Below are 22,941 nucleotides of genomic sequence, written 5' to 3' on the forward strand. Positions count from 1 at the left end.
GACGCGGTCAAGCCCCGGGCCCCTCGATCAGCCCCGGAGGAGCAGGCCCGACCTCGTAGAGATGGTCGGGAGTCGCGATGGACGTCACGTCGTACGCGATCTGGCCTGCCGAATGCGGTTCGGGCACATCGGAGTTGGCCATCACCACCAAGGTCGCGTCACGCTGCGGCAGGTACACCACGACGGTCGCGTAGCCTGGGATGTCACCGTTGTGCCCGAGCCAGCCGTGCGTGTTGAAGATCGCGAAGTCGTAGTCGACGTCCGGTGCGGCCTCGGTGCCGCCGCTGACGCGTTGCACCTGCGTCTCCGGTCGCAACAGCGTCCCCTTGCCCAACGCGGCGGCCCATGTCTTCATATCCGCCGCGTTCGAGACGATCTTGCCCGCGGCGTCGGCCCACGACGGATTCCAGAAGGTGGTGTCGACGATCTGCCCGTCGGGTGCCTTGTTGTAGCCGTGCGCGAACGGAGCGGGCATGTTGCCGTTCGGCGGATAGCTGGTGGCGGACAACCCCAGCGGCCCGAAGATGTTCTGGGCGAAGTAATCTCCCAGCGCCAGGCCGCTCACCTTCTCCACCACCATGCCGAGCAGAACGGTGTTCGTGTTGCTGTACTTGTACTGCGTTCCCGGCGGGAACTCGATCGGCTGCTCGAACGCGGCGTCGATCAGCTCCCGCGGCGTGGTGCTGAATGCGTCGGGGCTGGTGGGCAGTTCGCCGTAGGCGCGCGCGAGAAACGCGTCGGTTTCGGTGTAGTCGGGTAGGCCGCTGCGCATCCGGCCGAGCAGATCGAGCGTGATGGTGTCGCCGTTCGGAACGCCGTCGACGTATTGCGAGATCGGATCGCTCAGCCGGATCTTGCCCGCATCGACGAGCTGGAGGATGGCGGTTCCGGTGAAGGTCTTGGTGACGCTGCCGATCCGGGTGAAGTCGTCGTAGGTCATCGGGGCGCCGGTTGCGGTGTCGGCGACGCCGAAGGCCTTGTCGTAGGTGATCTCGCCGGGGATCGACAGGCTCACGATGGCACCGGGAATGCCCATCTGGGCGATTCGTGCGGTGATCGCGGAGTCGAGCCGCGACGCGAGATCCGCGGCGGGCTCGGCCCGCGCGGGTGAGAGGCCGAAGGGGATGCTCATGGCGACGGCCGCGATGGCGGCAATCGCGATCCGGGCTGCTCGCATGCGTGGAAACCTAGCGGTTTCGGCGCGCTAACGGGCGCGTAGCGCCGTTGAGCGCGCCGAAATCGCGGATTGCGGGGGTTTTCCCCCGCCCAGGTCTCCGGAAAACGCCGTGTTGCCCCGGCATCGATCTCTCTAGGTTGAAGACATGGTCGCGATTGAGTCGAACCCTGCACCACCCACCGCCGTCGACAGGCCTCACTCCGTCGACGCGGCACCGGCGCCCGCCCGACGCATCGGCGTAGTCCCGACCGCGTCGCTGATCACCGGCGCGGTCGTTGCGCTGGTGTGGCTCTGGATTCCGGTGACCATCCTCGTCGTCGGCATCACGTCGATTCCGTCCGTCATCGGTTTCGCGGTGGCGGTCGTGGTGTTCGTCTACCTGATGCGCGGCGTCGAGTGGGTCGAGCGGATCCGCAGCGAGGCGGTGTTCGGCATGGGAATCCCTGTGCCGCTGCGCAACATCTCCCCCTACACGGGATTTCAGGGCTGGCTGCACCAGCTGTGGCTGGATATCAGCAGTGCGCGGTTCTGGAAGGGCGCGGCCCACCATCTGCTGCGCGGCGTTTACGACGCCGCGGTGATGGGCCTCGCGTTCGCGCTGATGGCGTTCGCGTTCATCGGCCCGGCTGCCGCCATCGCGATCCGTCAAAGCGACGACGACGCGGGCATATCATTCCTGCCCCCGCCGATCGCCTTCCTGCTCGCCGCGGTCGCGCTGCCTGCCGCCGCCGCGCTGCTGGTCTTCGGGCCCGTTCTCGACGCGGCGATCGACCGCTGGCTGCTGTCGCCGTCCCCGACAGCGGTGTTGAAATACCAGGTCAACGCGCTTTCCGACGCCCGCCGCGGGGCTGTCTCCTCGGCGCAGACCGAGCGGCACCGTATCGAGCGCGACCTGCACGACAGCGTGCAGCCGCGACTGGTGTCGCTGGCCATGACCATCGGGCTGGCGCAGACCAAGCTCGACAATGACCTGCCAGCGGCCAAGAAGCTGATCGCCGAGGCACACGAGGACGCCAAGAATGCACTCGTCGAACTGCGCAACGTGGTGCGCGGCATCGCGCCCACCATCCTCGTCGACCGCGGCCTCGATGCGGCGTTGTCGTCGGTGGTACAGCGGGCCGCAAACCTGGGCGTCCCCGCGACACTCGACATCCATCTGCCGCGGCGACTTCCGGAGGAAACGGAGTCGGTCGCCTACTTCGTCGTCGCCGAGGCGCTGACCAATGTCGCCAAACACGCGCAGGCCACGCAGGCCGTGGTGACCGTCCGGCTCGACGAGCAGGCCAACCAGCTGCACGTGTCGGTGTACGACAACGGCCGCGGCGGAGCGGTCATCACCAACAGCAACGAGGCCACCGGCCTGCGCGGGCTGGAGGAGCGGGTGCGCGCCGCTCGCGGCACGTTCACCCTCTCCAGCCCGCCCACCGGCCCCACCATCGTCACGGCGGTGTTGCCATGCGCATCGTGATCGCCGAGGACTCCGCGCTGCTGCGCGCGGGAATCGAGCGGATCCTCACCGATGCCGGCCATGAGGTGGTCGCCGGCGTGCCCGACGCCACCAACCTGCTGCGGCTGGTCAACGACACCAGGCCCGACCTGGCGATCGTCGACGTGCGGATGCCGCCGACGTTCACCGACGAGGGCATCCGCGCGGCGGCCCTGCTGCGCAAGCAGAATCCCGAATCACCGGTGCTGGTGTTGTCCCACTACGTCGAGGAGCGCTACGCAACCGATTTGATCTCCTCGGACACCAAGGGATTCGGCTATCTGCTCAAGGACCGGGTGGCCGATGTGCCCGCCTTCCTCGACGCGGTCGAGATGGTCGGCAGCGGGGGCACGGTGCTCGATCCCGAGGTGGTGTCACAGATCCTGGTGCGCTCGCATCGGCGGGCGGTGCTCGACCAGCTCACGCCCCGCGAACACGAGGTGCTGCAACTGATGGCGGAAGGCAAGACCAACTCCGCAATCGCTGCGACGCTGCACATCTCGACCGGATCGGCCGAGAAACACATCGCCTCGATCTTCACCAAATTCGACCTTGCCCCCGACGAAAGCGAGAACCGCCGCGTGCTGGCGGTCCTGCGTTACCTCGAATCCTGAACGATTGGAAGGCTTTTCACCGTGACGACCATCGCTCCTCCTCCCCCGCCGCCCGCGCCGCCCGTCACGCCGCCGACATCGCCGCCGCCGTTGAGTCCTGGTGGACGCAACGTGTTCCGCGTCCTGCTCGTGGTCGCGGCGGTCGCGGTCCTGCTCGGCGCCGTGGTCACGCTCGGCGCGGTGGCGTTCGGGCTGTCCACGTTCCGGGTCATCACCGACAGCAAGCCGCTGCCGGCCGAGTTGCGGTCCCTGGTGGTCGACACCGGCAAGCTGCCGATGGCGATCCGCGTCAGCACCGACCGCGCGGTCACGGAACCGCGCGCCGACATGCGCATGGTCAATTCGACCCGCGCCAGCGACCAGCCCCTGAACGTGTCTGAGGGCGCGGCAGGCACCCGCATCTCGATCAATGCCGAGCCGTCGTCGTTCCTGCAATGGGGTCGGGCCGGCGAGATCCACGTGGTGCTGCCGCCCGAGGTGGCGCGTCGGCTCACACTGACGACCCAGCAGGAGAACGGCGTGCTGATGGCCCAGGCCGACGTCGACGAACTGGTCGCGCGCATCACGAACGGCTCGATCCTGCTCAGCGGGTCGGCACGCCGCATGGAGTTGCACAGCGTCGACGGCGACATCGTCACCCGCAACCCCGCCACCATCGTCGAATCGTTCAGTGCGACGACGGCCAACGGCGACATCGAGGTCGACTTCAAGGGTGCCGCGCCCAAGACGGTGACCGCCTCGACCGACGACGGCGACATCCGTATCGGGCTGCCGCCGCGGGGGCCGTATCTCGTCAACGCCACCACCGGCGACAGGGACGGAACGTGGGTGCGTGTGCCGCGGACGAGCGACCCCGCCAGCGCCGCCGCCGAGATCACGGCGCGCTCGGCCAACGGCGATGTCCTCATCGACGAAATGCGTTAGCGGGCGCGGCAGCCGATATGGCACCGGCAGGCGCGTCGACCACGGAATATATGAGGCTTCTATGAGCCAGATGTGTATTCGGGATTTGCCGTGAACAATGTGAGAATGACGACATTGCAGGTCGGCAGAACCAGCCGACGCACGCCGGTGCTGGGCAAGTTGCCCCGGATGCAGCGCGCGGACGGCTCACCGATTCGCGTGCTGCTCGTCGACGACGAACGGGCCTTGACCAATCTGATCCGCATGGCCCTGCAGTACGAGGGCTGGGACATCGACGTCGCACACGACGCGGCCGAAGCGGTGCGGCTGTATCGGGAGAAGCTGCCCGATGTGGTCGTGCTCGACATCATGCTGCCCGACATGGACGGCCTCGGTGTGCTCGAGCAACTTCGCGACAACGACACCTATACGCCGATCCTGTTCTTGACCGCGCGTGATTCGGTGCACGACCGGGTGGTCGGCCTGACAGCGGGCGGCGACGACTACATGACCAAGCCGTTCAGCCTCGAGGAACTCGTCGCTCGGCTGCGCGGGCTGCTGCGCCGGTCGGCCTACCTCACGCCCGCCAACGACGAAACGCTGACCGTCGGCGACCTCGAACTCGTCAGCGCGAGTCGGTCCGTCAGCCGCGGCGGCGAGCCGATCTCGTTGACCTCCACCGAATTCGAACTGCTGCGCTACTTGATGCGGCACGCCAGGCGGGCCATCAGCAGACAGGAAATCCTCGAGCGGGTCTGGAACTACGACTTCGGCGGCAGGTCCAGCATCGTCGACCTCTATGTGTCGTATCTGCGTAAGAAGATCGACAACGGCCGCCCGCCGATGATCCACACCGTGCGCGGCGTCGGATACCTGTTGCGGCCCGCCGAATGAACATGCTCGCGGTGCGTCGCTGGCCGCTTCGCAAACAACTCGTCGTGGGCGTCTGCGCCGTGGTGATGGCGGTGCTGATCGTGGTGGGCACAATGTCGGTGCTGACCCTGCGGGCGTCGGTGACCAGCATCGTCGACACGCAATTGGCCGCAGCCGCCGACGGATACAGCCAAAGCGTCACCAAGTACCGGAGTACACCGCTTCCCTCCGGCGAAATGCCTGGACCGACGGCGATGAAACCGCTGAGTCACCTCGTCGGGCAGGCGCCAGGCAACGTCGTCGTGCTGATCCGCGACGGCAAGGTCGTCGACTCCGCCATCTTCGGCGACGGAGAGGCGGGGCCGCCCCCGCCGGATGTGGTCGATGAACTCGTCCACGAGACAAGCACCTTGGGCGAGACCGAGACGCTGTGGCTGGACGATCTGGGCAAGTACATGATGACCACCCGTCCCGGCGGGCCCGGTGAGGTATTGCTGACGGCGATGTCGTTGCGGCCGGCCAGCGAGGCGGCCACCCGCGAAACCATCGTCGTCACCGTGCTCACCGTCCTGGCACTCGTGGTCACCGCGGTGGGCACGCGCCTGATCGTGCGGGCGGCGCTGCGTCCCCTCGGCCGCGTCGCGGCGACCGCGGCCGAGGTGGCGACGCTGCCGCTGAACCGCGACCAGTACGCGATCACGCCGCGGGTGCCCGCCGGCGACACCGATCCGCGCACGGAGGTGGGCCTGGTCGGCGACACGCTCAACCGGCTGTTGGCTCACGTCGAACGGGCGCTGACCGAAGTCGCCGCGTCGGATCGCCGGATGCGCCAATTCATCACCGACGCCAGCCACGAACTTCGCACGCCCTTGGCGGCGATTCAGGGCTATGCCGAGTTGACCCGCCAGGACAGCGCCGTGCTGCCGGAGACCACCGAGTACTCCCTCGCGCGCATCGAAGCCGAAGCGGTACGGATGAACACGCTGGTTTCGGATCTGTTGTTTCTGGCGCGCCTCGACGAGCGGCACGACCTCGAAACCGTCGATGTCGACCTCGCGGAGTTGGTTGTCAACGCCATGAACGACGCCGCGGTGTCCGCGCCGACGCACCAATGGATCACCGAGGTTCCCAACGAGCCGGTCTGGGTTCGCGGTGACCGCGCCAAACTGCACCAGGCCGTCGTCAACCTGCTGGCCAATGCCGGCGCACACACGCCCGCCGAAACCGTGGTCACCACAACGGTTTCGGTGGACGAAGCCGCCTCGGTTGTCCGGCTGACGGTGGCCGACAACGGGCCCGGCATCGACAACCAGCTGCTGCCGCACCTTTTCGAACGCTTCGTGCGGGCCGACAAGGCGCGCTCCCGCGAAGCCGGCCACTCGGGGCTGGGACTGGCCATCGCCGCGTCGATCGTGGAGGCCCACAGCGGATCGATCGGTGTCGAATCATCCCCTGGTGCCACGACGTTCACCGTTTCGCTTCCGTTGGCAACCGCCGATGACACGACGGCCTGCAAGGCCGGCGCGCGCACCGAGTTCGCTACCAGCAAATAGGAGAATTGAACAGCAGCAAACGGGGGCGCGACACCGTGATCGGTGCGCGCCCCGGCCCGCGATTGCTGGGTCAGCACGCCAAGTCGACGTAAACCGTTTCGGCCACGATCGTTTCCGACGGCGTGCTGCTGCCACGCGAGTCGAACGTCTTATGTGTTTGCCCTGGGCGCACCGCCTGCACAGTGCATGATGACAACGGCGCCGCGCCGGTGCGGTTCACGACGACGTTATATCCGCTTGCCTGAAGGGTTCTCACGGTTTCCTCGACCTGGCTTGGCCCGGTCGGGGCCGCGCTGGCGGCACCCGCGACCAGCAGTGTGGCAGTTGTCATTCCCGTGCCGAGCAGACCGGCGATGAGGTAGTTTTTCATCGAGCACATCTCCTGATGGGTTGGAAGCCTGTGGCGTCCTCGGTGATCCGACACCATCAACGCTATTTCGATCCTGCGTGACTTCCCAACAACTCATAGGAAACGCAAAGAAGCCCATATTGGCAATACAGCAAATATCTAACGGGTGGGCTGCCCTTGGTTTAAACGAGGTTCGTCATGATGTCGGCCACCGATCCCGGCCTGATCGATTTGAAGCCCGTGCCCGCCCAGATGTTGGTGCCGTGCGGGTCGCCCGCGCGCACCGCCGCGGCCCGCAGCGGCCCGGTCAGGTAATGAACCTCGGGATATCCGAACGGCGCCTGCGCTTCGTGGTCGTCGACGAAGCGGTTGCGCAGCCCACGCGCATAGCGACCGGAAAAAGCCTTGGTGACAACGGTTTCGGTAAATTGCGGATCCTGCAGAGCCGTGCGGTGCACGGGGCTGCTGCCCGCCTCGTCGGCCAGCAGGAACGCCGTCCCGAGCTGGGCGGCAACGGCGCCATGGGCGAGCACGTGGCGCACGTCCTCGGCGCTGACCAGCCCACCCGCCGCGATGACGGGCACATCGACCCGCTCGACAGCGGCGGTGAGCAGTTCGGGCAGGGGCAGCGGGTTGGGGTCGGCCACCGGGTCGAAAGTGCCCCGGTGCCCGCCCGCCGACGGTCCCTGCACCGCGATGGCGTCGACGCCGCAGTCGACCGCGGCATCGGCCTCATATATCGACGTCACAGTGCCGACCGTGGTGATGCCCGATGCTTTCAGCCGCGTGCACTCCTCGGGGCTCGGCAGGCCGAACGTGAACGACGCCACCTCAGGTCGCAAATCGAGCAGGACGTCGAGCTTGGCCGCCCAATCGTCGTCGTTGTAGACGGGCTTGCCCGGTTCGGCGCCGTAGCGCTGCGCCTCGGAAGCCAGTGCGGCAGCGTACTTTTCGATGGCTTCGGGGGTGGCCGCACTCGGCTGTGGCGCGAACAGGTTGACGCCGAGCGGGCCGGTGGTCAGTTGGCGTGCGGCGGTGATCCGCTCGGCCAGAGCGTCGGCGCGCAGATAGCCGGCCGCGATGAAGCCAAGCCCGCCCGCATTGGTGCCTGCGGCGGCCAGTTCCGGTGTCGAGGGACCGCCCGCCATCGGCGCAACGATCACGGGTACGGAAAGCGCCGTCAAATCGAATCGGTCGGGCATCATCGCCTCCCATCGGTCGAATGCTCATTCGTACCACGCCAACCTGGATAGCCTGAGCTCGGCATGTTCTCCGAAAGCAATGGCTACGAACGGTTCATGGGGCGGTGGAGCCGTCTCCTGGCACCGCTGTTCGTGGATTTCGCCGGAGTCCGCGACGGTGAGCGTGTGCTGGATGTCGGATGTGGCACCGGGGCGGTGAGCTTCGCGGCGGCCGCGATACCCGGCGTAAACGCGGTGGGCATCGATCGGTCGCGCGCGTTTGTAGCCGCCGCGCGGCGTGCGGACGGCACGCGGGTGCGCTTCTGTGTCGGTGACGCCGCCGCGCTTCCGATGCCTGACGACGACTTCGACCGGGCGGTGTCGATGCTGGTGCTGAATTTCGTGCCGGACGCCGCTGCGGCTTCAGCGGAGATGATCCGCGTGACCCGCCCTAATGGTGTTGTAGCCGCGGCAGTTTGGGATTACCGCGAGGGCATGCAGATGCTGCGCGCCTTCTGGGATGCGGCCGTCGCACTCGATCCCGGCGCCGCTGCCCGCGACGAAGGGCAGATGCCGCTGTGTGCCCGCGGCGAGTTGCCTCAGCTGTGGCGCAGCCTTTCTCTGCACGACGTGCAGGCCGCGGGCCTGACGGTGACGTCGGCGTTTGCGTCGTTCGCCGACTACTGGCAGCCGTTCCTCGCCGGACAGGGACCGGCAGGCGCCTACGTGTGCGGCCTGTCCGAGGATGCCCGACGCCGGCTCGAGGCACGACTGCGGGAGCGACTGTCGGCAACCGGGTCGGGATTCACGTTGACCGCGCGGGCGTGGGCGGTGCGCGGCGTGGTCACTTGACCGCCTTCGCGAACAACAGAACGTCCTGCGGCTCGGGGCTGATGTTCGGAAGGACTGTGTGACGGACCAGCCTGCCCTCGAACGACAGCCCGGCCCGCTCCAGGACGCGCGCGGATCGGATGTTGTCGACGTGGCAGATCGCCGAGATCCGATACACGGCAGGGTCGCTCTGCATCTCGGCGAGGAGCAAGTCGACGGCCTCGGGCATAAGCCGCTTGCCCCACCACCGCCGGCCAAGGCAGTAGCCGAAGTCGCGGCTATGGGGCTGCTGCGGCCGAAAGCCGCACGTGCCGATGATCTCGCCGCTGTCGCGCAGCTGAATCAGCCACGTCCGCTCCTCGCCCACGTTGAAAATCTCGGTGATCACCCGGCGGGTCTCGTCGACGTCGGGATGTGGCGTCCACGACATGTAGCGCGTGACCTCGGGGTCCGACGCGACGGAGGCGAACAGTTCGTCGGCGTCGTCGAGCCGTGGTGCGCGCAGTATCACTCGGTCCCCGGTGAGCACCTTGACATCGCCCATGCACTCATAGTGCACCCCTGTCACCGGTGCGGCCAAAGTGGTTGACTGGCAATGTATGAGCATCAACTTCAACCACACGATCGTCGCCGCGAAGGACAAGAAGGCATCGGCGAACTTCCTCACCGAGTTGTTCGGTTTGCCTGATCCGGTGCCGTTCGGGCATTTCCTCACCGTGACCGTCGCCAACGGCGTCAGCCTGGACTATGCCGAAGTGCCGGGCAACGCGCAGATCCACCCACAGCACTACGCGTTTCTGGTCTCCGAAGAGGAGTTCGACGCGATCTACGGCAAGATCCGCGAACGGGGCATGCAGCACTGGGCCGACCCGCGCGGCAACCGGCCCGGCGAAATCAACCGCAACGACGGCGGACGCGGCGTGTACTTCCAGGACCCCGCGGGTCACTACCTGGAGATCATCACCCGCCCGTACGGGTCGGGCACCTGAGCCTGGCCTCGAGTACGGCGACGCCGTCGCCGCGTAGCCGTGGCAGTGCCTTCGGCCGGTTGCCGAGCACCGACACCAGATCGGCGGCGGGGCCTTCGACCACCGGGCCGCGCGCACCGTGGCGCCAGTCCGCGTCGGTGCTGCGCAGCCGCAGGCCGCGGGAGTTGGCGAACGCAGGCACGAACGGATTGGGCACATGCACCTGGGTATCGAGCACCGCCACCAACGCTTCCGGCTTGATCGTCGGCGCCCGGCCCAGCGCGAGAACCGATGTCCAGCTCGTGGGTGACGTGGTCGCCGAGCAACAGCCGCGGCGGAAAACAGCGGCCCAATCCCCGCGGTGAACGGCTCAATCGAGCGAAGTCGTCGAGCAGATCAGCCGGTGGTCGCTGCGCCGCCAGTCGCCGGGCCATCTCGGCGTTCGCCTCGTCGAAGCTTCCGCGGTGGCACACCATCGCGCCAAGCATGTCCCGCAGGGATGCGCTGAGTCCGACGACGAGGTGGGCGAGCACTTCGTGATTGCTCCAGCGATCGCACAGGCTGGGCCGCGACCAGTCGTCGGCGCTCAACGCGCTCACGACCGTCAACAACCTGGCGTCGTTCGCCCTTCGCAGTTCACGGACGGACATCGAGATGCTCCCGCAGGAAGGCGGTTTGGTCCGCGAGCACCCGCGCGACCAGCGGCGGATGGTAGATCTCGAAGTGGTCCGAGTCGTAGTGGCGGACCTCGCCTCGCGGCGCCAGCCTTGCCACTCGCGCGACGCATGCGGGGTCGATGAGGTTTTCGCGGTCGCACACGCACACCAGTAGCGGCGCAGTGATGTCTCGTGCGCGCCGCGAGGCCGACGTCCACACCAACCCGATCACGTCGCCTGCTGCCACCCGGTTGTCGAAACAGCCGTCCGCCGGGAGGGTGGAGCGCCAACCGGCTTCAGCCACGGCGGCTGTGCTGCCCGGCGGCCCGACGATCGGCACATACCGCCGCCCTCGGCGCAACGTCGCACGCACGAGATCCTCGGCGGCATAAGGCATGAGCCGCAGGGCCGCACGCACACCCAGACTGCGGGCTGCCGCAATGCCATCCACGATGGGGCATTGCACGACCGCGACGGCGACATCGTTTCGGGCCGCGGCCACCCGAAGCACATGCATGCCGCCGAGGCTCGTCCCCCACAACCCGATGCGCCGGGAATCGATTTCGGGTCTCGTTGAGAGAAAGTCCATCGCCGCCGCGACGTCGACACGTTGTCTACGCATCGAGATCCGTTGGCGCGGTTCGCCAGCCGACGCTCCGGTGCTGCGATAGTCGAAGGCCAGCGTCGCTACGCCTGCGGCGGCGAAGTGCTGCTCGTACTGCGGGAGCATCATGTCGCGCGTCGCACCGAAGCCGTGCACCAGCACGACGGCCGGATGCGGACCCGCCCCTGGGGGAAGCGTGAGCACGCGGCGCAGCGGACGCCGTCGGAAGCGAAGTCGACTCTTTGGGTCGGAGTTGTCGTCGTCATCGGGACCCTTCATAAGTACGGTGTACGTATGACTAGACTTCATTACGTACGTCGTACTTGTCAAGGGGGCGGAATGCGCGCACGGTTCAGCACCGACGAAATCGCCGCAGCGGCCTTGCGACTCGTCGACGAGTCAGGCGTCGCGGCGTTGAGCATGCGGTCGTTGGCCGCGGCGCTGGGCACCGGGCCGATGACGCTCTACAACTACGTCGACGGCAAGGAAGGTCTGGAGGAACTCGTCGTGTCCGCGGTCGTCGCGGGGATGCGCCTACCCGACCTCACCGACGACTGGCAGCACGACGCGCATGCCATCGCCACCGCGATGTGGCAGGCGATTCGCGCCCACCCGGCGGCGATTCCGCTGGTGTTGACCCGGCGGATGGTTTCCGCGACGGGTTTCGCCGCCGCCGACGCGCTGATCGCGGCGCTGGACCGGGCCGGCCTCGACGATGCGCACCGGCTGGCCGCATTTCATGCGCTGCTGGGTTTCGTGACCGGTGCCGCGCAGGCGGATCTGGCGGGCCCGCTCGTCGCTGCCCGCATCGGGTCGGTGGCCGACGGCCAGTACCCCAACGTGACAGCCCTTTCGAAAGTCGCGGCGAAAACATCGGTGGAAGTGGATTTCGACCGCGGCCTGCGGATGCTTCTCGACGGCATCGCCGCCCGCGCCCGACGGCCCCAACAGCACCGCCGTCGTCGCTAGTGACCGCGCTTCTGCTCCTGCGTGCGGTAGGCGCCTGCCATGTCGGCGACGTGCCGCGGTAGAGACCCGGACGCCACGTCGGCGAGGCTGGTTTCCTCGAGCACCGACCGCATGCTCGCGCGCAGCGCCCGCCAGACGTCGGTCAGCGCGGCGGTCGGGCCGGAATAGGGCAGGTCGCTGAGGGCGATATCGCGGACGCTCGCCAGCGGGCCGTCGATGCAGCGCAGCACGTCGGCGATGCTGATTTCGGCGGCCGGTCGGGCGAGTTCGTAGCCGCCCTCGCGGCCCCTTCGGCTGCGCACCAACCGGTCGGTGCGCAGGTCAGAGAGGATGTCGACGAGAAACTGCGGCGGAATGCCCTGCGCCTTGGCCAGGTCGTCGGTCTTGACGACCGCGCCCTCGTCGGCGGCCAGCTGGACCATGGCCCTGACGGCGTACTCCGCCTTGGCCGACATCCGCATGCTGCGAATTCTGCCATTGCCACGTGTGCAAACCAGGCAGGCGTGGTTCACCATCGACTGATGAGCATTCGCGTCGCTTGCGCCCAGATCCCGTTGTCGATCGGCGATACGGCCGGAAATCGCACCGCCGCCCGCATCGCCGTCGAGCAGGCCGCGCGCGACGGTGCGCAGCTCGTCGTGCTGCCCGAGCTGGCCTCGTCGGGGTACGTATTCGCCGACCGCGCGGAGTTGGCGACGCTGGCCGAGACCCGCGACGGACCCGCCATCGCCGAGTGGGCGAATCTCGCCGAGGCGTTCGGTCTGACGATCGTCGCCGGCTTTCCCGAGGCGGCCGGTGACGCGATCTACAACAGCGCGGCCGTCGTCGACCCGACGGGTCTGCGCGGCGTGTACCGAAAGGCGCACCTGTGGGACAGCGAGAACGCCGTCTTCGACCGCGGCGACGACCTGCCGCTGGTGCTCGACACCGCGCACGGCCGCATCGGCGTCATGATCTGTTATGACATCGAGTTCCCGGAATGGGTTCGCGCCGCGGCACTTTCGGGTGCCGACCTGTTGTGCGCCCCGGTGAACTGGCCGCTGCTGCCCCGGCCGGAAGGCGAGCGACCCGCAGAGATGGTGCGCGCGCTGGCCGGCGCCGGGATGAACCGCATGCCGATGGCCGTGTGCGACCGCGTCGGCGTCGAGCGTGATCAGGACTGGGTCGGCGGAAGCGTGATCATCGACGCCGACGGCTACCCGATGGCGATGGCCGAATTCGGCAAGGCGGATGTGATCGCCGCCGACGTCGACCTTGCCGAGTCGCGGGTCAAGCGCATCAACGCCCACAACGACGTGCACGCCGACCGCCGCGTCGACCTGTACCGGCGGACCGCGCTACTGGACTGATCTCCGACCGTCGGTCAACGCCCGCACCGATCCCGGCACCGGGATGCCAGGACGCAGGTCGGGGGCCGGCAGCGGGTCGCCGTATGCCACCGTCATCGGCACCACGCCGGCCCACGCGTCGCCCGCGATGTCCTCGTCAGGGTCGTCGGGCCAACCGTCGCTGATCTTCAACGACCAGTTGTCGGCCCCGATCGGCATGCGCAGCGGAAGCGTCGCGGCGAGTTCCTTGCGGGTGCTGGGGCGCAGTTCGGCGGTGCGGCCGGGGATGAACACGTCGGTCAACCGTTCCAGGTATGTCACCTTGTCGGCCTCCGGCACCCGTTCGAAGACGCCGAACACGACCGCGCTGTGGTAGTGGAACGACGACTCAAACCCGCTGCGCGCGACCACGATTCCGTCCAGCGTTGTGACTGCGACGGCGGCCTGCGCGCCGGTTTCGAGCGCACGCATCCACGGTGACCCCGTCGAGCCGTGGATGACGAGTTCGTCGCCGAGCCTGGCGAATCCGGTCGGAAAGATCACCGGATGCCCGTCGCGAATCAGCGCCACGGTGGCCAGCGGTGTGCTGTCCAGCAGTGCGTCGAGCGCCGCACGCGATGTGCTCTGTTTCTCGTTGAGCCGGCTGACCCGGGTCGATGGCGTCGTCATCTCGCCGCGAGCGTATCGCGGGTCAGGGGTCCTGATGGTCCGGAACACCGTGGCGGCTCCTGCGGGCGGTGCGTGCCAGCAGGGCCGCCGCCAACAGTGCGGTGCCGCCGGCGATGAGGAATCCGGCCCGCGCACCCCATATTTCGCAGAGCCAGCCGACCAACGGGCCACCAAGCGGTGTCGAGCCGAGGAAGACCTGCCCGTGTAGGGCCATCATGCGGCCGTGCATTTCGGGCTCGCTGTTGAGCAGCAACACCGACCGCGCCAGCGTGTTGAAGATGATGTTGGTGACGCCGACGCCGAACATCACGCCGAGCGCCATCGCCAGCGTCGGGCTGAACGCCGCGACGACGTTGACTCCGCCGAACGCCAACGTCGTCAACAGCACCGACCAGGCCGTCGGGATGTGCACGCTAGCGCTGACGAACGCTCCTACCAGCGCACCGAGCCCGATAGCGGAGGTCAGCCAGCCGTAGGTGGCCGCGTTGCCGTGGTAGAGCTCGGTGGCGGCCATCGGCAACACGACGCGGAAGTTCTGGCCGAATATCGCCACCACGGCGACGAGGAACATGGTCGCCCGCAGCTGCGGTGAGCGCCACAGATAGCGCGCGCCCTCCCACACCTGCCCCTTCTTGCGGGGCACCCGCGGCGACGGTCGGAGTTGCTCGGCGTTGAGCACCGCAAGGCTGATCAGGACGGCGACGAACGAGGCGGCGTTGATGAGGAACGCCACCCCGACACCCGCCGTGGCGATCAACACTCCTGCGACGGCGGGGCCGACCAGTCGGCCCGCGTTGTTGACGCTCGACGCCAGCGCTTGAGCGTTGGCGTAGTCGGCGGGTTCGACCATCGATGCGATGAATGCTTGCCGCGCAGGCACATCGAGCACGGTGACCAGACCCAGGCCGAGCGCCAACAGCAACACCGACCACAACGTCACGACATCGAGAAGGGTGATGATCGCCAGTACCACGGCCAGCACGCCGCTGACCGCCTGGGTGGCCATGATGGTGCGGCGCCGGTCGAGGCGGTCGACGAGCAGGCCGCCGTACGGGCCGAGCACGAGCATCGGCACGAACTGGGCCGCGACCGATATGCCCAACGCCGCGCCGTTGTGGGTGATCTGAAGGATCAACCAGTCCTGCGCGACCCGCTGGACCCAGGTCCCGATCACGCTGACGCAGTGGCCCGCAAGGAAGATCCGCAGGTTCGGTGAGTGGCGCAGCGACCGCAGAAGCCCGCCTCGGGGTTTGTCAGCCACGACTGTCAGTCACGAGGCGTCGCTCCTTCATTTTCGCGATTTCGGCGTGAAAAGTGTCGCTCAGCGATGCAGGTCGCGCCGAGTCGCCTCCTGCCGCGACCGGAACGGGGCCAATCCTGCAGAAACGCTTGACCGCCGCCGACGCCTAACTTACTGTTTGTATCCAATATCCAGAATATTGGTTCTGGGATTACACATCTACACCCTTGGCGGATCTCTCCTGGAGAACGGAGGACGACCATCAACACGCGGGTCTGGGATGCGTTTCTGACGGAGCAGGACAAGGCTCACCTTGCGGCCTCCGCGCCGACGCGGCGCCGGGGCTTCGGCAAGAAGCCAGCGGTGCTCAGCGTCGACAACTATCGAAAGGCCTTGGGCGACAAGCCCGAACCGCTTCTCGAGTCGATCCGCACCTGGCCCGCGAGTACGGGCTTGGCCGGCTGGGAGGCCGCCGACCGGATCGCCGAACTGCTCACCATCGCGCGTGCCGCGGCCATCCCGGTCATCCACCTGACGGGGTTGGCCGAAGAAGAGTCGGGCATCCCGGCGTGGGCGGCGAAACTCGGCGGACGGCACGGCCTGAACGGCCAGTCACCGGAGCAACTGGACCGGCACCGGCGCCGGTTCGACTTCATCGACCAGGCCGCGCCGCTGCCCGGCGAGGTGGTGTTGAAGAAGACGGCGCCGAGCGGCTTCTTCGGCACTCCCCTGCTTTCCCATCTCATCGCCGAAGGCATCGACACGCTGATCGTCTGCGGCGAAAGCGTCAGCGGCTGCATCCGGGCCACGGTCACCGACGGCTGCGCCTACCGACTGCACATGATTGTGGTCGAAGAGTGCGTCTACGACAGGCATGAGGCCTGCCGCGCGATCAACCTCTTCGACATCGACCAGAAATACGGCGACGTTTTGCCGCTGTCCGAGGTCATCGACTGGATCACCGGCTACTCGAACGACACGCTGCGATCGCAGGCCGACACGGCTCCGCAGCACGCTCAGTCGCCATCCTGACCCTCACCTTCTGACTCCGCCCAATCTTCCACTCGCACAACAGATCAGGAGTTACCGATGTCAGGTTTCCATCCTAAGCCGCAAGGCCTCATCGCTGGTCTGGCATCGGCGGCGATGCTGCTCGCGGCGTGCTCGGCGCCCGGCGGTGAGTCGGAGTCCAGTGGCGCCGCGGCCGACAAATGCACCGACAGCGCGGTGGTGCAACTACAGGACAAGCTCAAGGGTATGTCGGCCGCCGACCGCGAGAAGACACTCGTCGAGGAAGCCAAGAACACCAACGACGGCACCATCAACCTCTACACCGAGGTCAACGACCCCACCGTCATCACCGACCCCTTCGAAGAGAAGTACTCCGATCTACATGTCAGCGTGTACCGCGCAGGCAGCGAGCAGATCCGGGAGCGGGTCCTGCAGGAGTCGCAGGCCAACTTCGCCGGCGCCGACATCGTCGAGTTGGATTCACTCGAGATGGCGATCCTGGACCAGAATCACCTGCTGGCCCCCGCCGACTCGCCGTTCCTCGACGGTTTGACCGAGAGCGCGAAGTTCGAGAACTTCACCGGCGACCGGCTCAGCTACATCGTGCCGGTGTGGAACACCACCATCATCCCCAACGATGCCGCGCCGAAATCGTTTGAGGATCTGAAGGATCCGCGGTTCAAGGGCAAGCTCGCGCTGGAAGGCAGCGACGTGTTCTGGTTCGCGTCGATGGTCAACTACCTGCAGTCCCAGGGCATGACCAAGGACCAGGCCGTGCAGCTCTTCAAGGACATCGCCGCGAACTCCGCGATCACCGACGGCCACACCACCACCACTGACCTGGTGGTCGCAGGCCAGTACGGCATCGCGGCCAACAACTACATCCACCGGATCCGTGAACTGCAGGGCAAAGGTGCTCCGATTGAGTTCACCCCGGTGAAGGTGCCCGTCGTCGCCGAGGTGACCGGCATCTCGGTGCCGTGCGCGTCGGCCAACCCCGCGGGCGCACTCCTGTTGCAGGACTTCATCCTTGGCCCCGAGGGCCAGCAGGCGTTCATCGACGACGACCGCACGCCGAGCAACGAGCAGATGGCCGAGTCGAGCTTCGGCGGCGTGAAGATCGAGCCCATCAAGACCGACGTCGAGGAGATCTCCGAACAGTACTCCGAGTGGTCGGATCTATGGCAGAGCGTCGTGCACGCTAGCGGCAACCAGGGATGACCCAGCTCCTCGAGACGCCGCCCGAACCCCGGGAGCAGCGGCTTGCTCCCGGGAGCGCGGGGCGCAGGCCGTGGGCCACCTGGATCATGGGCGGCGCGGTCATCGTCGTACTCGGATACCTGGTCATCTCGCCGCTGGTGTATCTGGTGTGGCGGGGCCTGACGACCGGCCAAGGTTTCGGCCTCGCCAACATCGCCGCCGCCTACAGCGTGCCCGGGACGCCCGAGATGCTGCTCAACTCGGTGCTTTTCGCCTCGGGCTCGGCCTTCGTCAGTTGCGTCACCGGCACCGCGCTGGCCTTCTTCTGCGTACGGTCCAACGCCCCGCTCAAGCCGTTGCTCTATGCCGCTTCGATCGTTCCGCTGATCGTTCCGGGCATTCTCTACACGATCTCGTGGGTCTACCTGATCGGCGGCAACGTCGGCGTGTTCCAGAAGATGTTCGCCAGCGTCGGGCTCGGCTTCCTGATCCCCGACGCGTTCTCGCTGCCCGGCATGATCATCATCGACGGGCTGCACCTGTCGCCGTTGGTGTTTCTACTGATGTACGCCGCGTTCCGGTCCACCGATCCGTCGCTCGAGGAATCGGCGATGATGAGCGGCGCCACGGTGCCGCAGACGGTGCGCCGCGTCACGCTGCCGCTGGTCCGGCCCGCGCTGCTGGGCGCGGTGCTGATCATGGTGGTGCGCGGGCTGGAGTCATTCGAGACGCCTGCCGTGCTCGGAATGCCCTCGGGCACCTGGGTGTTCACGTCGCGGATCTATGACGCACTGCACACCTATCCGATCAAGTACGACGAGGCGTCGATCTACTCGTTGACCCTGCTGCTGATCACCGCGCTCGGCTTGCTTCTCGTGCAGTACATGAACCGCCGCGGCGAACGTTTTCAGACCGTGACCGGCAAGGGCTTTCGGCCGCGCACGTTGGACCTTGGCAAGTGGCGCTGGCCGGTGTCGATCGGGTTCATGTTCTACTTCCTGATCGCCGTCGTCGCACCGATGCTCATCCTGCTGTGGATGTCGCTGCTGCCCTTCTACCAGACGCCGGGCATCGAACCGCTGCGTTCACTGACGTTCAGCAACTACGCCGAACTCTTCGAAGCCCGCGGTGTGACCGATTCGATAAAGAACTCGGTGATCCTGGCGCTGACGAGTGCCACGGCGGTCATGCTCTTCACGGCGATCATCTCGTGGATGGTGCTCAAGTCGAAGTTCAAGGGACGCAAGCTGCTTGACCTGCTAGCGAGCTTTCCGCTGGCGATGCCCGGCCTGGTGCTCGGCGTGGCGCTGATCTTCATCTACCTGCGCTCACCACTGCCTATCTACGGCACGCTGGTGATCCTGTTCATCGCCTACGTGACCCGCTACCTGCCCTACGGCATGCGGTACTCGGCGTCCTCGTTGGCCCAGGTCGGCGCCGAACTCGAGGAGTCGGCGAAGATGAGCGGCGCCACATGGCGGGATACGTTCCGCCGCATCGTGTTACCGCTCATGGCGCCTGGCCTGGTCGCCGGCTGGATCTATGTCGTGGTGGTGTCGGTGCGGGAGCTGTCGAGCTCGATCCTGCTCTACTCGCAGAACACCCGCGTCATGTCGGTGACGATCTGGGAGTTCTGGCAGAACGGGCAGACCGGCGTGCTTGCCGCACTCGGGGTGTGCATGGTCGTCGTCCTGATGGCGCTGGTGGCGGTGGCCTACAAGCTCGGCGCCAAGATCGGCGTCCGGGAGGCGTAGCGCGCGATGCCAAAGACGACGTTGCCACCAGTTCAGAACCGACGACCGCAGGCGGGTGGATAGGGATGCTCGAAGTAACGGGTCTGTGCAAGGGATTTCGTGACGAGTCCCAGCAGGGCCGCGTCAACGCTGTCGATGAAGTGAGCTTCACCGTCAAGGAAGGCAGCTTTTTCACGATGCTCGGCCCGAGCGGCTGCGGCAAGACCACGACGCTGCGCTGCATCGCCGGCCTGGAGAAGCCTGACAAGGGCGACATCTCCGTCAACGGCAAGGTGTTGTTCTCGAGTTCCAAGGGCATCTCGGTGGCGGCGAACCTGCGCAACCTGGGCATGGTGTTCCAGAGTTACGCGATCTGGCCGCACATGAACGTCTACGACAACGTCGCCTTCCCGCTGTGTGTCGGGGCGCGCAGACGCACCTCCAAGAGCGAGGTCAAGCGCCGCGTCGAGCGCGCCCTCGACGTCGTCGGGCTCGGGCATCTGGCAGGGCGGTACGCCACCAAGTTGTCGGGCGGCCAGCAGCAACGGCTGGCGCTGGCGCGCGCCCTGGTGATCGAGCCGGCGGTGCTGTTGCTCGACGAACCGTTGTCGAACCTCGACGCGAAACTGCGCGAGTCGCTGCGGTTCGAACTCAAACGCCTTCAGCGCGAGCAAGGCATCACGACGGTTTATGTGACACACGATCAGTCCGAAGCGCTGTCGATGTCGAACGAGATCGCCGTGATGTGCGAGGGTCGGATCAGCCAGATCGGCAATCCGTTCTCGGTGTATCTGGAGCCCGAGAACGACTTCGTCGCCGACTTCGTCGGCCTGACCAACTTCCTCAAAGGGGTTGTCACACAACACTCGGGACGCGGCGGCACCGTCCGCACGGCCGACGCCACGCTCATCGTCGACAACATCGTCGATCTGACCGACGGCGACGAGTGTGTGGTATCGATCCGACCAGAGCAGATCCAGGTGATGGCCGACACCACCCCGAGCGGGCCCAACATGTTCACCGGGACGGTCGTCACACGGCTGTTCACCGGCGACTGCATGGACTACCAGATCCGCGTCGGAAACGACACGATCCGCTGCCGTACCCCGGCATCACAGCGGTACTCCACCGGCAAGCCGATCACCCTGGCGTTGCCAGCGGAATACTGCATTGCGTTACGCCGCAACACGATTGGAGAAAGCTCAGAACGCACCGCCATCTCGACATGACCGAAGACAGATCATCGAATACGACACCACGACAGAGGAACGGGATATGACCGAGCGACAGACCGAGGCTACCGAGGAAGTGGCCCACGACCACGGCCACCACAGTGATAACGGCCACCAGCACGACCACGGCGGTCACAGCCACAGTCACGGCCACGGCCACGACGCCGACGGCGGAGACCCGAATTCGCCGCGCAGGCGCGGGAAACTGCACTACCACGAGGACGAGGTCCGGCCCCTGGCGGCGGGCAAGCTTCTGCACAAGCAACCGCACCTTGACCTGTACGCCGACAGCGATCGACGCCACCCCGCGCGCGACGTCGACCTGCCGCTGCGCACGATTCAGCTGCACATCTCCGAGCTCAAACCGGGCCAGGCGACACGGCTGCACAAGCACCACAACGAGGCCGCGATCTACATCATGAAGGGTAAGGGCCACAGCGAGGTGCAGGGCGAGGTCGTCCCCTGGGAGCAGGGCGATTTCATGTACATCCCGTCGATGCAGTGGCACACCCACGTCAACTCCGGTGACGAGCCGGTGCTGTATCTGGGCATCACCAACAAGCGGATGCTGGACTGGCTCGGCCTGGACCGCAAGGTCGAGGCGGGCAAGCACGTGCCGATGGAAGAGGTGCAGAAGGAGATCGAGGCGAAGAGCTACTCGCCGTACTCCTACTACAGCATCAATCCCGAAGAGGGCGTCCGGTTCGGTCCGGAAGGTTTCATCACTCACAACGATTGACCGCCGGTCGACGCGGTCCTCGGGACTGCTGGCCCCCACCGTTTCCCCCGCCCCTCGGCGGTGGGGGTCAGCGACCACACGTGAATTGCTCTGCTACGGAAGGCGTGGCACCGATGGCTACTCGATCACAGCTGAAATCCAAGGGGCGTGAGCTCGCGCCCGTGCTGCGGCCACACGGCATCGGCCGCGAGGATCACGAACTGTTGACCTTCACCGTCAGCTGGCTGCCCTACGGCGGGCCGCCCAGCGACGAACTCCTGGTGAGGTTCGGTCTGACCAGAGAGCGCTACCTGAGCCGGTTGCGGCGCGCCGTCGCCGAATATCGCCGTCAGATCCACCCGACCACGGCGGCGCGTTTGCTCGAGGTGTGCGACACTCGGAAAGCTCAAGCGTCCCAGGCGGTTCCGCACTCAGCGCACTGATACAGATTGGCCTGCGACCGAAATTCGGGTGCGACGTGCTGGTCGGCAGGCCCGAGGAGCGTGGCGGTGCTCGACCCGCATTCCGGACACGATTGGTCGTAGACGCGCACCGAGTTCTGCCGGTCATAGGTCACCCCGACCACGATCACGCCGCCGTCTGTCGACTCAACCAGCCTGGTCAGCTCGTCGTCATCGTGACCGGCGAGGTCGTCCCTGCCGATCGAAATGACGAGCTGTTCGCCCTTCGGCAAGCGGTCGCGCACCTGTTGCTCGGTGAGCGCGACGACGTCGTCGGGTGAATTGCGCAGCGCGCGACCGGCAACCGGCATCCACAGAGCCGCAACGGGTCTCGCTCCCGACGGCAATGCGTCCGTGACGATTCGCGTCTCCCACGGCTGACGTGCCGGTTGTGTCATCTACAACTCCTGAGCAGCGGTTTGCCAGATATCTGGTGGACAGTGAAATTCAACGTCAGCTTATCGTCGCCAACCTGTTGACGTGAAGATTGTATCCATTATCATGTATCGAACCGGCGATGTGCCGGCCCGCCCCGCAGACGAGGAGAGACCGCGACGATGCCCGAAAAGAGGATCGAGTCGATCGAGGAGATCGAAATCCGCGACCAGGCTCTAAGCGAGACCGCGAACAGCGAGATGACCAATCGCGAGCAGTGGAACCGGAAGAATCCCCCGACCGAAGCGGTGATCGTCAAAGACCTCAGGACCACCGAGCTGACGCCACGCGAATACCGCAACACCAAGGCCCGTTTCTATCGGCTGGGCGGCGACATCCGTCTGCAGCCCCACGTCAGTGAACTTCCCCCCAAGGGCAAGTCCGTCAATCACCGGCACACGACCGAGGCCGTCATCTACATCGTCCGCGGTGTCGGCCACACCATCATCAGCTGGGATGGCGTGAACAAGCAACGAATCGATTGGGAGGAAGGCGACTTATTCAGTTTCCCGGTGTGGATGTGGCACCAGCACTTCAACGACAGCGAGACAGAGGTGGCCCGGTACCTGGCGGTCCAGGACACCTTCGCGGTGAAGGCGCTGGGCCTGCATCAGATTGAGAGATTCCCCGAGAACCAAGAGTAAGTCGCTGCAGCGCCCGATGGCCGTGTCCTGCCACCCCACCCTGGCAGTGGCACGGCCATCGCCATATCGGCCCCAACCAGGCCTTTGACCATGGCTCTTGAAGATC

Annotated in this window: 26 protein-coding genes and 1 pseudogene; 16 read left to right on the forward strand and 11 right to left on the reverse strand. The window is 66.4% G+C overall.

The features are described from left to right. Positions 1-7 precede the first annotated feature (7 nt). Positions 8-1,177 (reverse strand): serine hydrolase domain-containing protein, encoded by a 1,170-nt coding sequence (locus tag CQY20_RS08690; RefSeq protein ID WP_097939679.1) that lies wholly within the window; start codon positions 1,175-1,177, stop codon positions 8-10. A gap of 145 nt (positions 1,178-1,322) precedes the next feature. On the opposite strand from CQY20_RS08690, the gene CQY20_RS08695 reads away from it, so the two are divergent. The 5 genes from CQY20_RS08695 to CQY20_RS08715 all read left to right on the forward strand — a co-directional run bounded on the left by CQY20_RS08695 (position 1,323) and on the right by CQY20_RS08715 (position 6,606). Then, positions 1,323-2,645, forward strand: coding sequence for a sensor histidine kinase (locus CQY20_RS08695; RefSeq protein WP_163700708.1), 1,323 nt, complete (start codon positions 1,323-1,325; stop codon positions 2,643-2,645). Beyond that, a complete protein-coding gene (locus tag CQY20_RS08700) occupies positions 2,633-3,277 on the forward strand; it encodes a response regulator transcription factor (RefSeq protein WP_097939680.1) in 645 nt (214 codons plus the stop codon). Before CQY20_RS08695 ends, CQY20_RS08700 begins: the two co-directional genes overlap by 13 nt. Positions 3,278-3,298: 21 nt before the next feature. Then, positions 3,299-4,201, forward strand: a complete 903-nt coding sequence (locus CQY20_RS08705) for a DUF4097 family beta strand repeat-containing protein (RefSeq protein WP_097939681.1) — start codon at positions 3,299-3,301, stop codon at positions 4,199-4,201. Between the two features lie 105 nt (positions 4,202-4,306). Beyond that, positions 4,307-5,074: a response regulator transcription factor gene (locus CQY20_RS08710; RefSeq protein WP_097939743.1), complete on the forward strand. Its 768-nt coding sequence runs from the start codon at positions 4,307-4,309 to the stop codon at positions 5,072-5,074. A 2-nt stretch (positions 5,075-5,076) separates the two neighbouring features. After that, positions 5,077-6,606, forward strand: coding sequence for a sensor histidine kinase (locus CQY20_RS08715; protein ID WP_097939744.1), 1,530 nt, complete (start codon positions 5,077-5,079; stop codon positions 6,604-6,606). A 70-nt stretch (positions 6,607-6,676) separates the two neighbouring features. Here CQY20_RS08715 and CQY20_RS08720 read toward each other — a convergent pair whose 3' ends face one another. Both CQY20_RS08720 and CQY20_RS08725 read right to left on the reverse strand, forming a co-directional pair. Next, positions 6,677-6,976, reverse strand: coding sequence for a hypothetical protein (locus CQY20_RS08720; protein WP_097939745.1), 300 nt, complete (start codon positions 6,974-6,976; stop codon positions 6,677-6,679). Positions 6,977-7,137: 161 nt separating this feature from the next. Next, a complete protein-coding gene (locus CQY20_RS08725) occupies positions 7,138-8,160 on the reverse strand; it encodes a nitronate monooxygenase (RefSeq protein ID WP_097939682.1) in 1,023 nt (340 codons plus the stop codon). 60 nt (positions 8,161-8,220) lie between these two features. Between CQY20_RS08725 and CQY20_RS08730 the strand changes: the two genes are divergently transcribed. Then, complete coding sequence (locus CQY20_RS08730; RefSeq protein ID WP_207767255.1) at positions 8,221-8,988, forward strand: class I SAM-dependent methyltransferase; 768 nt, start codon at positions 8,221-8,223, stop codon at positions 8,986-8,988. On the opposite strand, the gene CQY20_RS08735 is transcribed toward CQY20_RS08730, so the two are convergent. Beyond that, a complete protein-coding gene (locus CQY20_RS08735; protein ID WP_097939683.1) occupies positions 8,981-9,511 on the reverse strand; it encodes a GNAT family N-acetyltransferase in 531 nt (176 codons plus the stop codon). The genes CQY20_RS08730 and CQY20_RS08735 overlap by 8 nt on opposite strands. 55 nt (positions 9,512-9,566) lie before the next feature. Here CQY20_RS08735 and CQY20_RS08740 point away from each other — a divergent pair, with 55 nt between their 5' ends. After that, positions 9,567-9,956 (forward strand): VOC family protein, encoded by a 390-nt coding sequence (locus CQY20_RS08740; RefSeq protein WP_097939684.1) that lies wholly within the window; start codon positions 9,567-9,569, stop codon positions 9,954-9,956. Here CQY20_RS08740 and CQY20_RS35410 read toward each other — a convergent pair. From CQY20_RS35410 to CQY20_RS08750, 3 genes and pseudogenes are all read right to left on the reverse strand, one after another. Then, positions 9,928-10,179: a hypothetical protein gene (locus tag CQY20_RS35410; protein ID WP_234816165.1), complete on the reverse strand. Its 252-nt coding sequence runs from the start codon at positions 10,177-10,179 to the stop codon at positions 9,928-9,930. The two genes, CQY20_RS08740 and CQY20_RS35410, sit on opposite strands and share 29 nt — an antisense overlap. Before the next feature lie 187 nt (positions 10,180-10,366). After that, positions 10,367-10,585, reverse strand: a pseudogene (locus tag CQY20_RS35415) (maleylpyruvate isomerase N-terminal domain-containing protein); the annotation flags it as partial. Next, positions 10,572-11,474: an alpha/beta hydrolase gene (locus CQY20_RS08750; RefSeq protein WP_234816159.1), complete on the reverse strand. Its 903-nt coding sequence runs from the start codon at positions 11,472-11,474 to the stop codon at positions 10,572-10,574. The pseudogene CQY20_RS35415 and the gene CQY20_RS08750, both read right to left, overlap by 14 nt. Positions 11,475-11,534: 60 nt before the next feature. Here CQY20_RS08750 and CQY20_RS08755 point away from each other — a divergent pair, with 60 nt between their 5' ends. After that, a complete protein-coding gene (locus tag CQY20_RS08755) occupies positions 11,535-12,164 on the forward strand; it encodes a TetR/AcrR family transcriptional regulator (protein ID WP_097939685.1) in 630 nt (209 codons plus the stop codon). Here CQY20_RS08755 and CQY20_RS08760 read toward each other — a convergent pair. Next, positions 12,161-12,625, reverse strand: a complete 465-nt coding sequence (locus CQY20_RS08760) for an Rrf2 family transcriptional regulator (RefSeq protein ID WP_097939686.1) — start codon at positions 12,623-12,625, stop codon at positions 12,161-12,163. The two genes, CQY20_RS08755 and CQY20_RS08760, sit on opposite strands and share 4 nt — an antisense overlap. A 60-nt stretch (positions 12,626-12,685) precedes the next feature. On the opposite strand from CQY20_RS08760, the gene CQY20_RS08765 reads away from it, so the two are divergent. Beyond that, positions 12,686-13,513: a nitrilase-related carbon-nitrogen hydrolase gene (locus CQY20_RS08765; protein ID WP_097939687.1), complete on the forward strand. Its 828-nt coding sequence runs from the start codon at positions 12,686-12,688 to the stop codon at positions 13,511-13,513. Here CQY20_RS08765 and CQY20_RS08770 read toward each other — a convergent pair. Both CQY20_RS08770 and CQY20_RS08775 read right to left on the reverse strand, forming a co-directional pair. Beyond that, positions 13,502-14,161: a pyridoxamine 5'-phosphate oxidase family protein gene (locus tag CQY20_RS08770; RefSeq protein WP_097939688.1), complete on the reverse strand. Its 660-nt coding sequence runs from the start codon at positions 14,159-14,161 to the stop codon at positions 13,502-13,504. The genes CQY20_RS08765 and CQY20_RS08770 overlap by 12 nt on opposite strands. Positions 14,162-14,183: 22 nt before the next feature. Then, complete coding sequence (locus CQY20_RS08775; RefSeq protein WP_163700715.1) at positions 14,184-15,422, reverse strand: MFS transporter; 1,239 nt, start codon at positions 15,420-15,422, stop codon at positions 14,184-14,186. Positions 15,423-15,764: 342 nt separating this feature from the next. Between CQY20_RS08775 and CQY20_RS08780 the strand changes: the two genes are divergently transcribed. From CQY20_RS08780 to CQY20_RS08805, 6 genes are all read left to right on the forward strand, one after another. Then, a complete protein-coding gene (locus CQY20_RS08780; RefSeq protein WP_163700717.1) occupies positions 15,765-16,433 on the forward strand; it encodes an isochorismatase family protein in 669 nt (222 codons plus the stop codon). A gap of 57 nt (positions 16,434-16,490) precedes the next feature. Then, positions 16,491-17,633 carry an ABC transporter substrate-binding protein gene (locus tag CQY20_RS08785; protein ID WP_097939691.1) on the forward strand — a complete coding sequence of 381 codons (1,143 nt, stop codon included), beginning with the start codon at positions 16,491-16,493 and terminating at the stop codon, positions 17,631-17,633. Next, complete coding sequence (locus tag CQY20_RS08790) at positions 17,630-19,366, forward strand: ABC transporter permease (RefSeq protein ID WP_097939692.1); 1,737 nt, start codon at positions 17,630-17,632, stop codon at positions 19,364-19,366. Before CQY20_RS08785 ends, CQY20_RS08790 begins: the two co-directional genes overlap by 4 nt. Before the next feature lie 65 nt (positions 19,367-19,431). After that, positions 19,432-20,574, forward strand: coding sequence for an ABC transporter ATP-binding protein (locus tag CQY20_RS08795; protein WP_097939693.1), 1,143 nt, complete (start codon positions 19,432-19,434; stop codon positions 20,572-20,574). Between the two features lie 46 nt (positions 20,575-20,620). Beyond that, the gene (locus CQY20_RS08800; protein ID WP_097939694.1) at positions 20,621-21,316 is read left to right on the forward strand and encodes a cupin domain-containing protein; all 696 of its coding nucleotides are present in this window, start codon (positions 20,621-20,623) and stop codon (positions 21,314-21,316) included. Between the two features lie 113 nt (positions 21,317-21,429). Next, complete coding sequence (locus CQY20_RS08805) at positions 21,430-21,738, forward strand: hypothetical protein (RefSeq protein WP_133119047.1); 309 nt, start codon at positions 21,430-21,432, stop codon at positions 21,736-21,738. On the opposite strand, the gene CQY20_RS08810 is transcribed toward CQY20_RS08805, so the two are convergent. Continuing rightward, entirely contained in the window at positions 21,702-22,154 is a 453-nt protein-coding gene (locus CQY20_RS08810; protein WP_133119048.1) for a hypothetical protein, read from the reverse strand. The two genes, CQY20_RS08805 and CQY20_RS08810, sit on opposite strands and share 37 nt — an antisense overlap. A 159-nt stretch (positions 22,155-22,313) precedes the next feature. Between CQY20_RS08810 and CQY20_RS08815 the strand changes: the two genes are divergently transcribed. Next, on the forward strand, positions 22,314-22,835 hold the full coding sequence (locus CQY20_RS08815) for a cupin domain-containing protein (RefSeq protein ID WP_097939697.1): 522 nt from the start codon (positions 22,314-22,316) through the stop codon (positions 22,833-22,835). Positions 22,836-22,941: the final 106 nt, after the last annotated feature.

This window comes from Mycolicibacterium agri, assembly GCF_002553505.1.
GTDB lineage: Bacteria > Actinomycetota > Actinomycetes > Mycobacteriales > Mycobacteriaceae > Mycobacterium > Mycobacterium agri.

Excerpts from the sequence above, each read along its gene's own strand:
- CQY20_RS08690 (WP_097939679.1), bottom strand. The coding sequence starts at position 1,177 with ATGCGAGCAGCCCGGATCGCGATTGCCGCCATCGCGGCCGTCGCCATG.
- CQY20_RS08695 (WP_163700708.1), top strand. The coding sequence starts at position 1,323 with ATGGTCGCGATTGAGTCGAACCCTGCACCACCCACCGCCGTCGACAGG.
- CQY20_RS08700 (WP_097939680.1), top strand. The coding sequence starts at position 2,633 with ATGCGCATCGTGATCGCCGAGGACTCCGCGCTGCTGCGCGCGGGAATC.
- CQY20_RS08710 (WP_097939743.1), top strand. The coding sequence starts at position 4,307 with ATGACGACATTGCAGGTCGGCAGAACCAGCCGACGCACGCCGGTGCTG.
- CQY20_RS08715 (WP_097939744.1), top strand. The coding sequence starts at position 5,077 with ATGCTCGCGGTGCGTCGCTGGCCGCTTCGCAAACAACTCGTCGTGGGC.
- CQY20_RS08720 (WP_097939745.1), bottom strand. The coding sequence starts at position 6,976 with ATGAAAAACTACCTCATCGCCGGTCTGCTCGGCACGGGAATGACAACT.
- CQY20_RS08725 (WP_097939682.1), bottom strand. The coding sequence starts at position 8,160 with ATGATGCCCGACCGATTCGATTTGACGGCGCTTTCCGTACCCGTGATC.
- CQY20_RS08730 (WP_207767255.1), top strand. The coding sequence starts at position 8,221 with ATGTTCTCCGAAAGCAATGGCTACGAACGGTTCATGGGGCGGTGGAGC.
- CQY20_RS08735 (WP_097939683.1), bottom strand. The coding sequence starts at position 9,511 with ATGGGCGATGTCAAGGTGCTCACCGGGGACCGAGTGATACTGCGCGCA.
- CQY20_RS08740 (WP_097939684.1), top strand. The coding sequence starts at position 9,567 with ATGAGCATCAACTTCAACCACACGATCGTCGCCGCGAAGGACAAGAAG.
- CQY20_RS08750 (WP_234816159.1), bottom strand. The coding sequence starts at position 11,474 with ATGAAGGGTCCCGATGACGACGACAACTCCGACCCAAAGAGTCGACTT.
- CQY20_RS08755 (WP_097939685.1), top strand. The coding sequence starts at position 11,535 with ATGCGCGCACGGTTCAGCACCGACGAAATCGCCGCAGCGGCCTTGCGA.
- CQY20_RS08760 (WP_097939686.1), bottom strand. The coding sequence starts at position 12,625 with ATGCGGATGTCGGCCAAGGCGGAGTACGCCGTCAGGGCCATGGTCCAG.
- CQY20_RS08765 (WP_097939687.1), top strand. The coding sequence starts at position 12,686 with ATGAGCATTCGCGTCGCTTGCGCCCAGATCCCGTTGTCGATCGGCGAT.
- CQY20_RS08770 (WP_097939688.1), bottom strand. The coding sequence starts at position 14,161 with ATGACGACGCCATCGACCCGGGTCAGCCGGCTCAACGAGAAACAGAGC.
- CQY20_RS08785 (WP_097939691.1), top strand. The coding sequence starts at position 16,491 with ATGTCAGGTTTCCATCCTAAGCCGCAAGGCCTCATCGCTGGTCTGGCA.
- CQY20_RS08790 (WP_097939692.1), top strand. The coding sequence starts at position 17,630 with ATGACCCAGCTCCTCGAGACGCCGCCCGAACCCCGGGAGCAGCGGCTT.
- CQY20_RS08795 (WP_097939693.1), top strand. The coding sequence starts at position 19,432 with ATGCTCGAAGTAACGGGTCTGTGCAAGGGATTTCGTGACGAGTCCCAG.
- CQY20_RS08800 (WP_097939694.1), top strand. The coding sequence starts at position 20,621 with ATGACCGAGCGACAGACCGAGGCTACCGAGGAAGTGGCCCACGACCAC.
- CQY20_RS08805 (WP_133119047.1), top strand. The coding sequence starts at position 21,430 with ATGGCTACTCGATCACAGCTGAAATCCAAGGGGCGTGAGCTCGCGCCC.
- CQY20_RS08810 (WP_133119048.1), bottom strand. The coding sequence starts at position 22,154 with ATGACACAACCGGCACGTCAGCCGTGGGAGACGCGAATCGTCACGGAC.
- CQY20_RS08815 (WP_097939697.1), top strand. The coding sequence starts at position 22,314 with ATGCCCGAAAAGAGGATCGAGTCGATCGAGGAGATCGAAATCCGCGAC.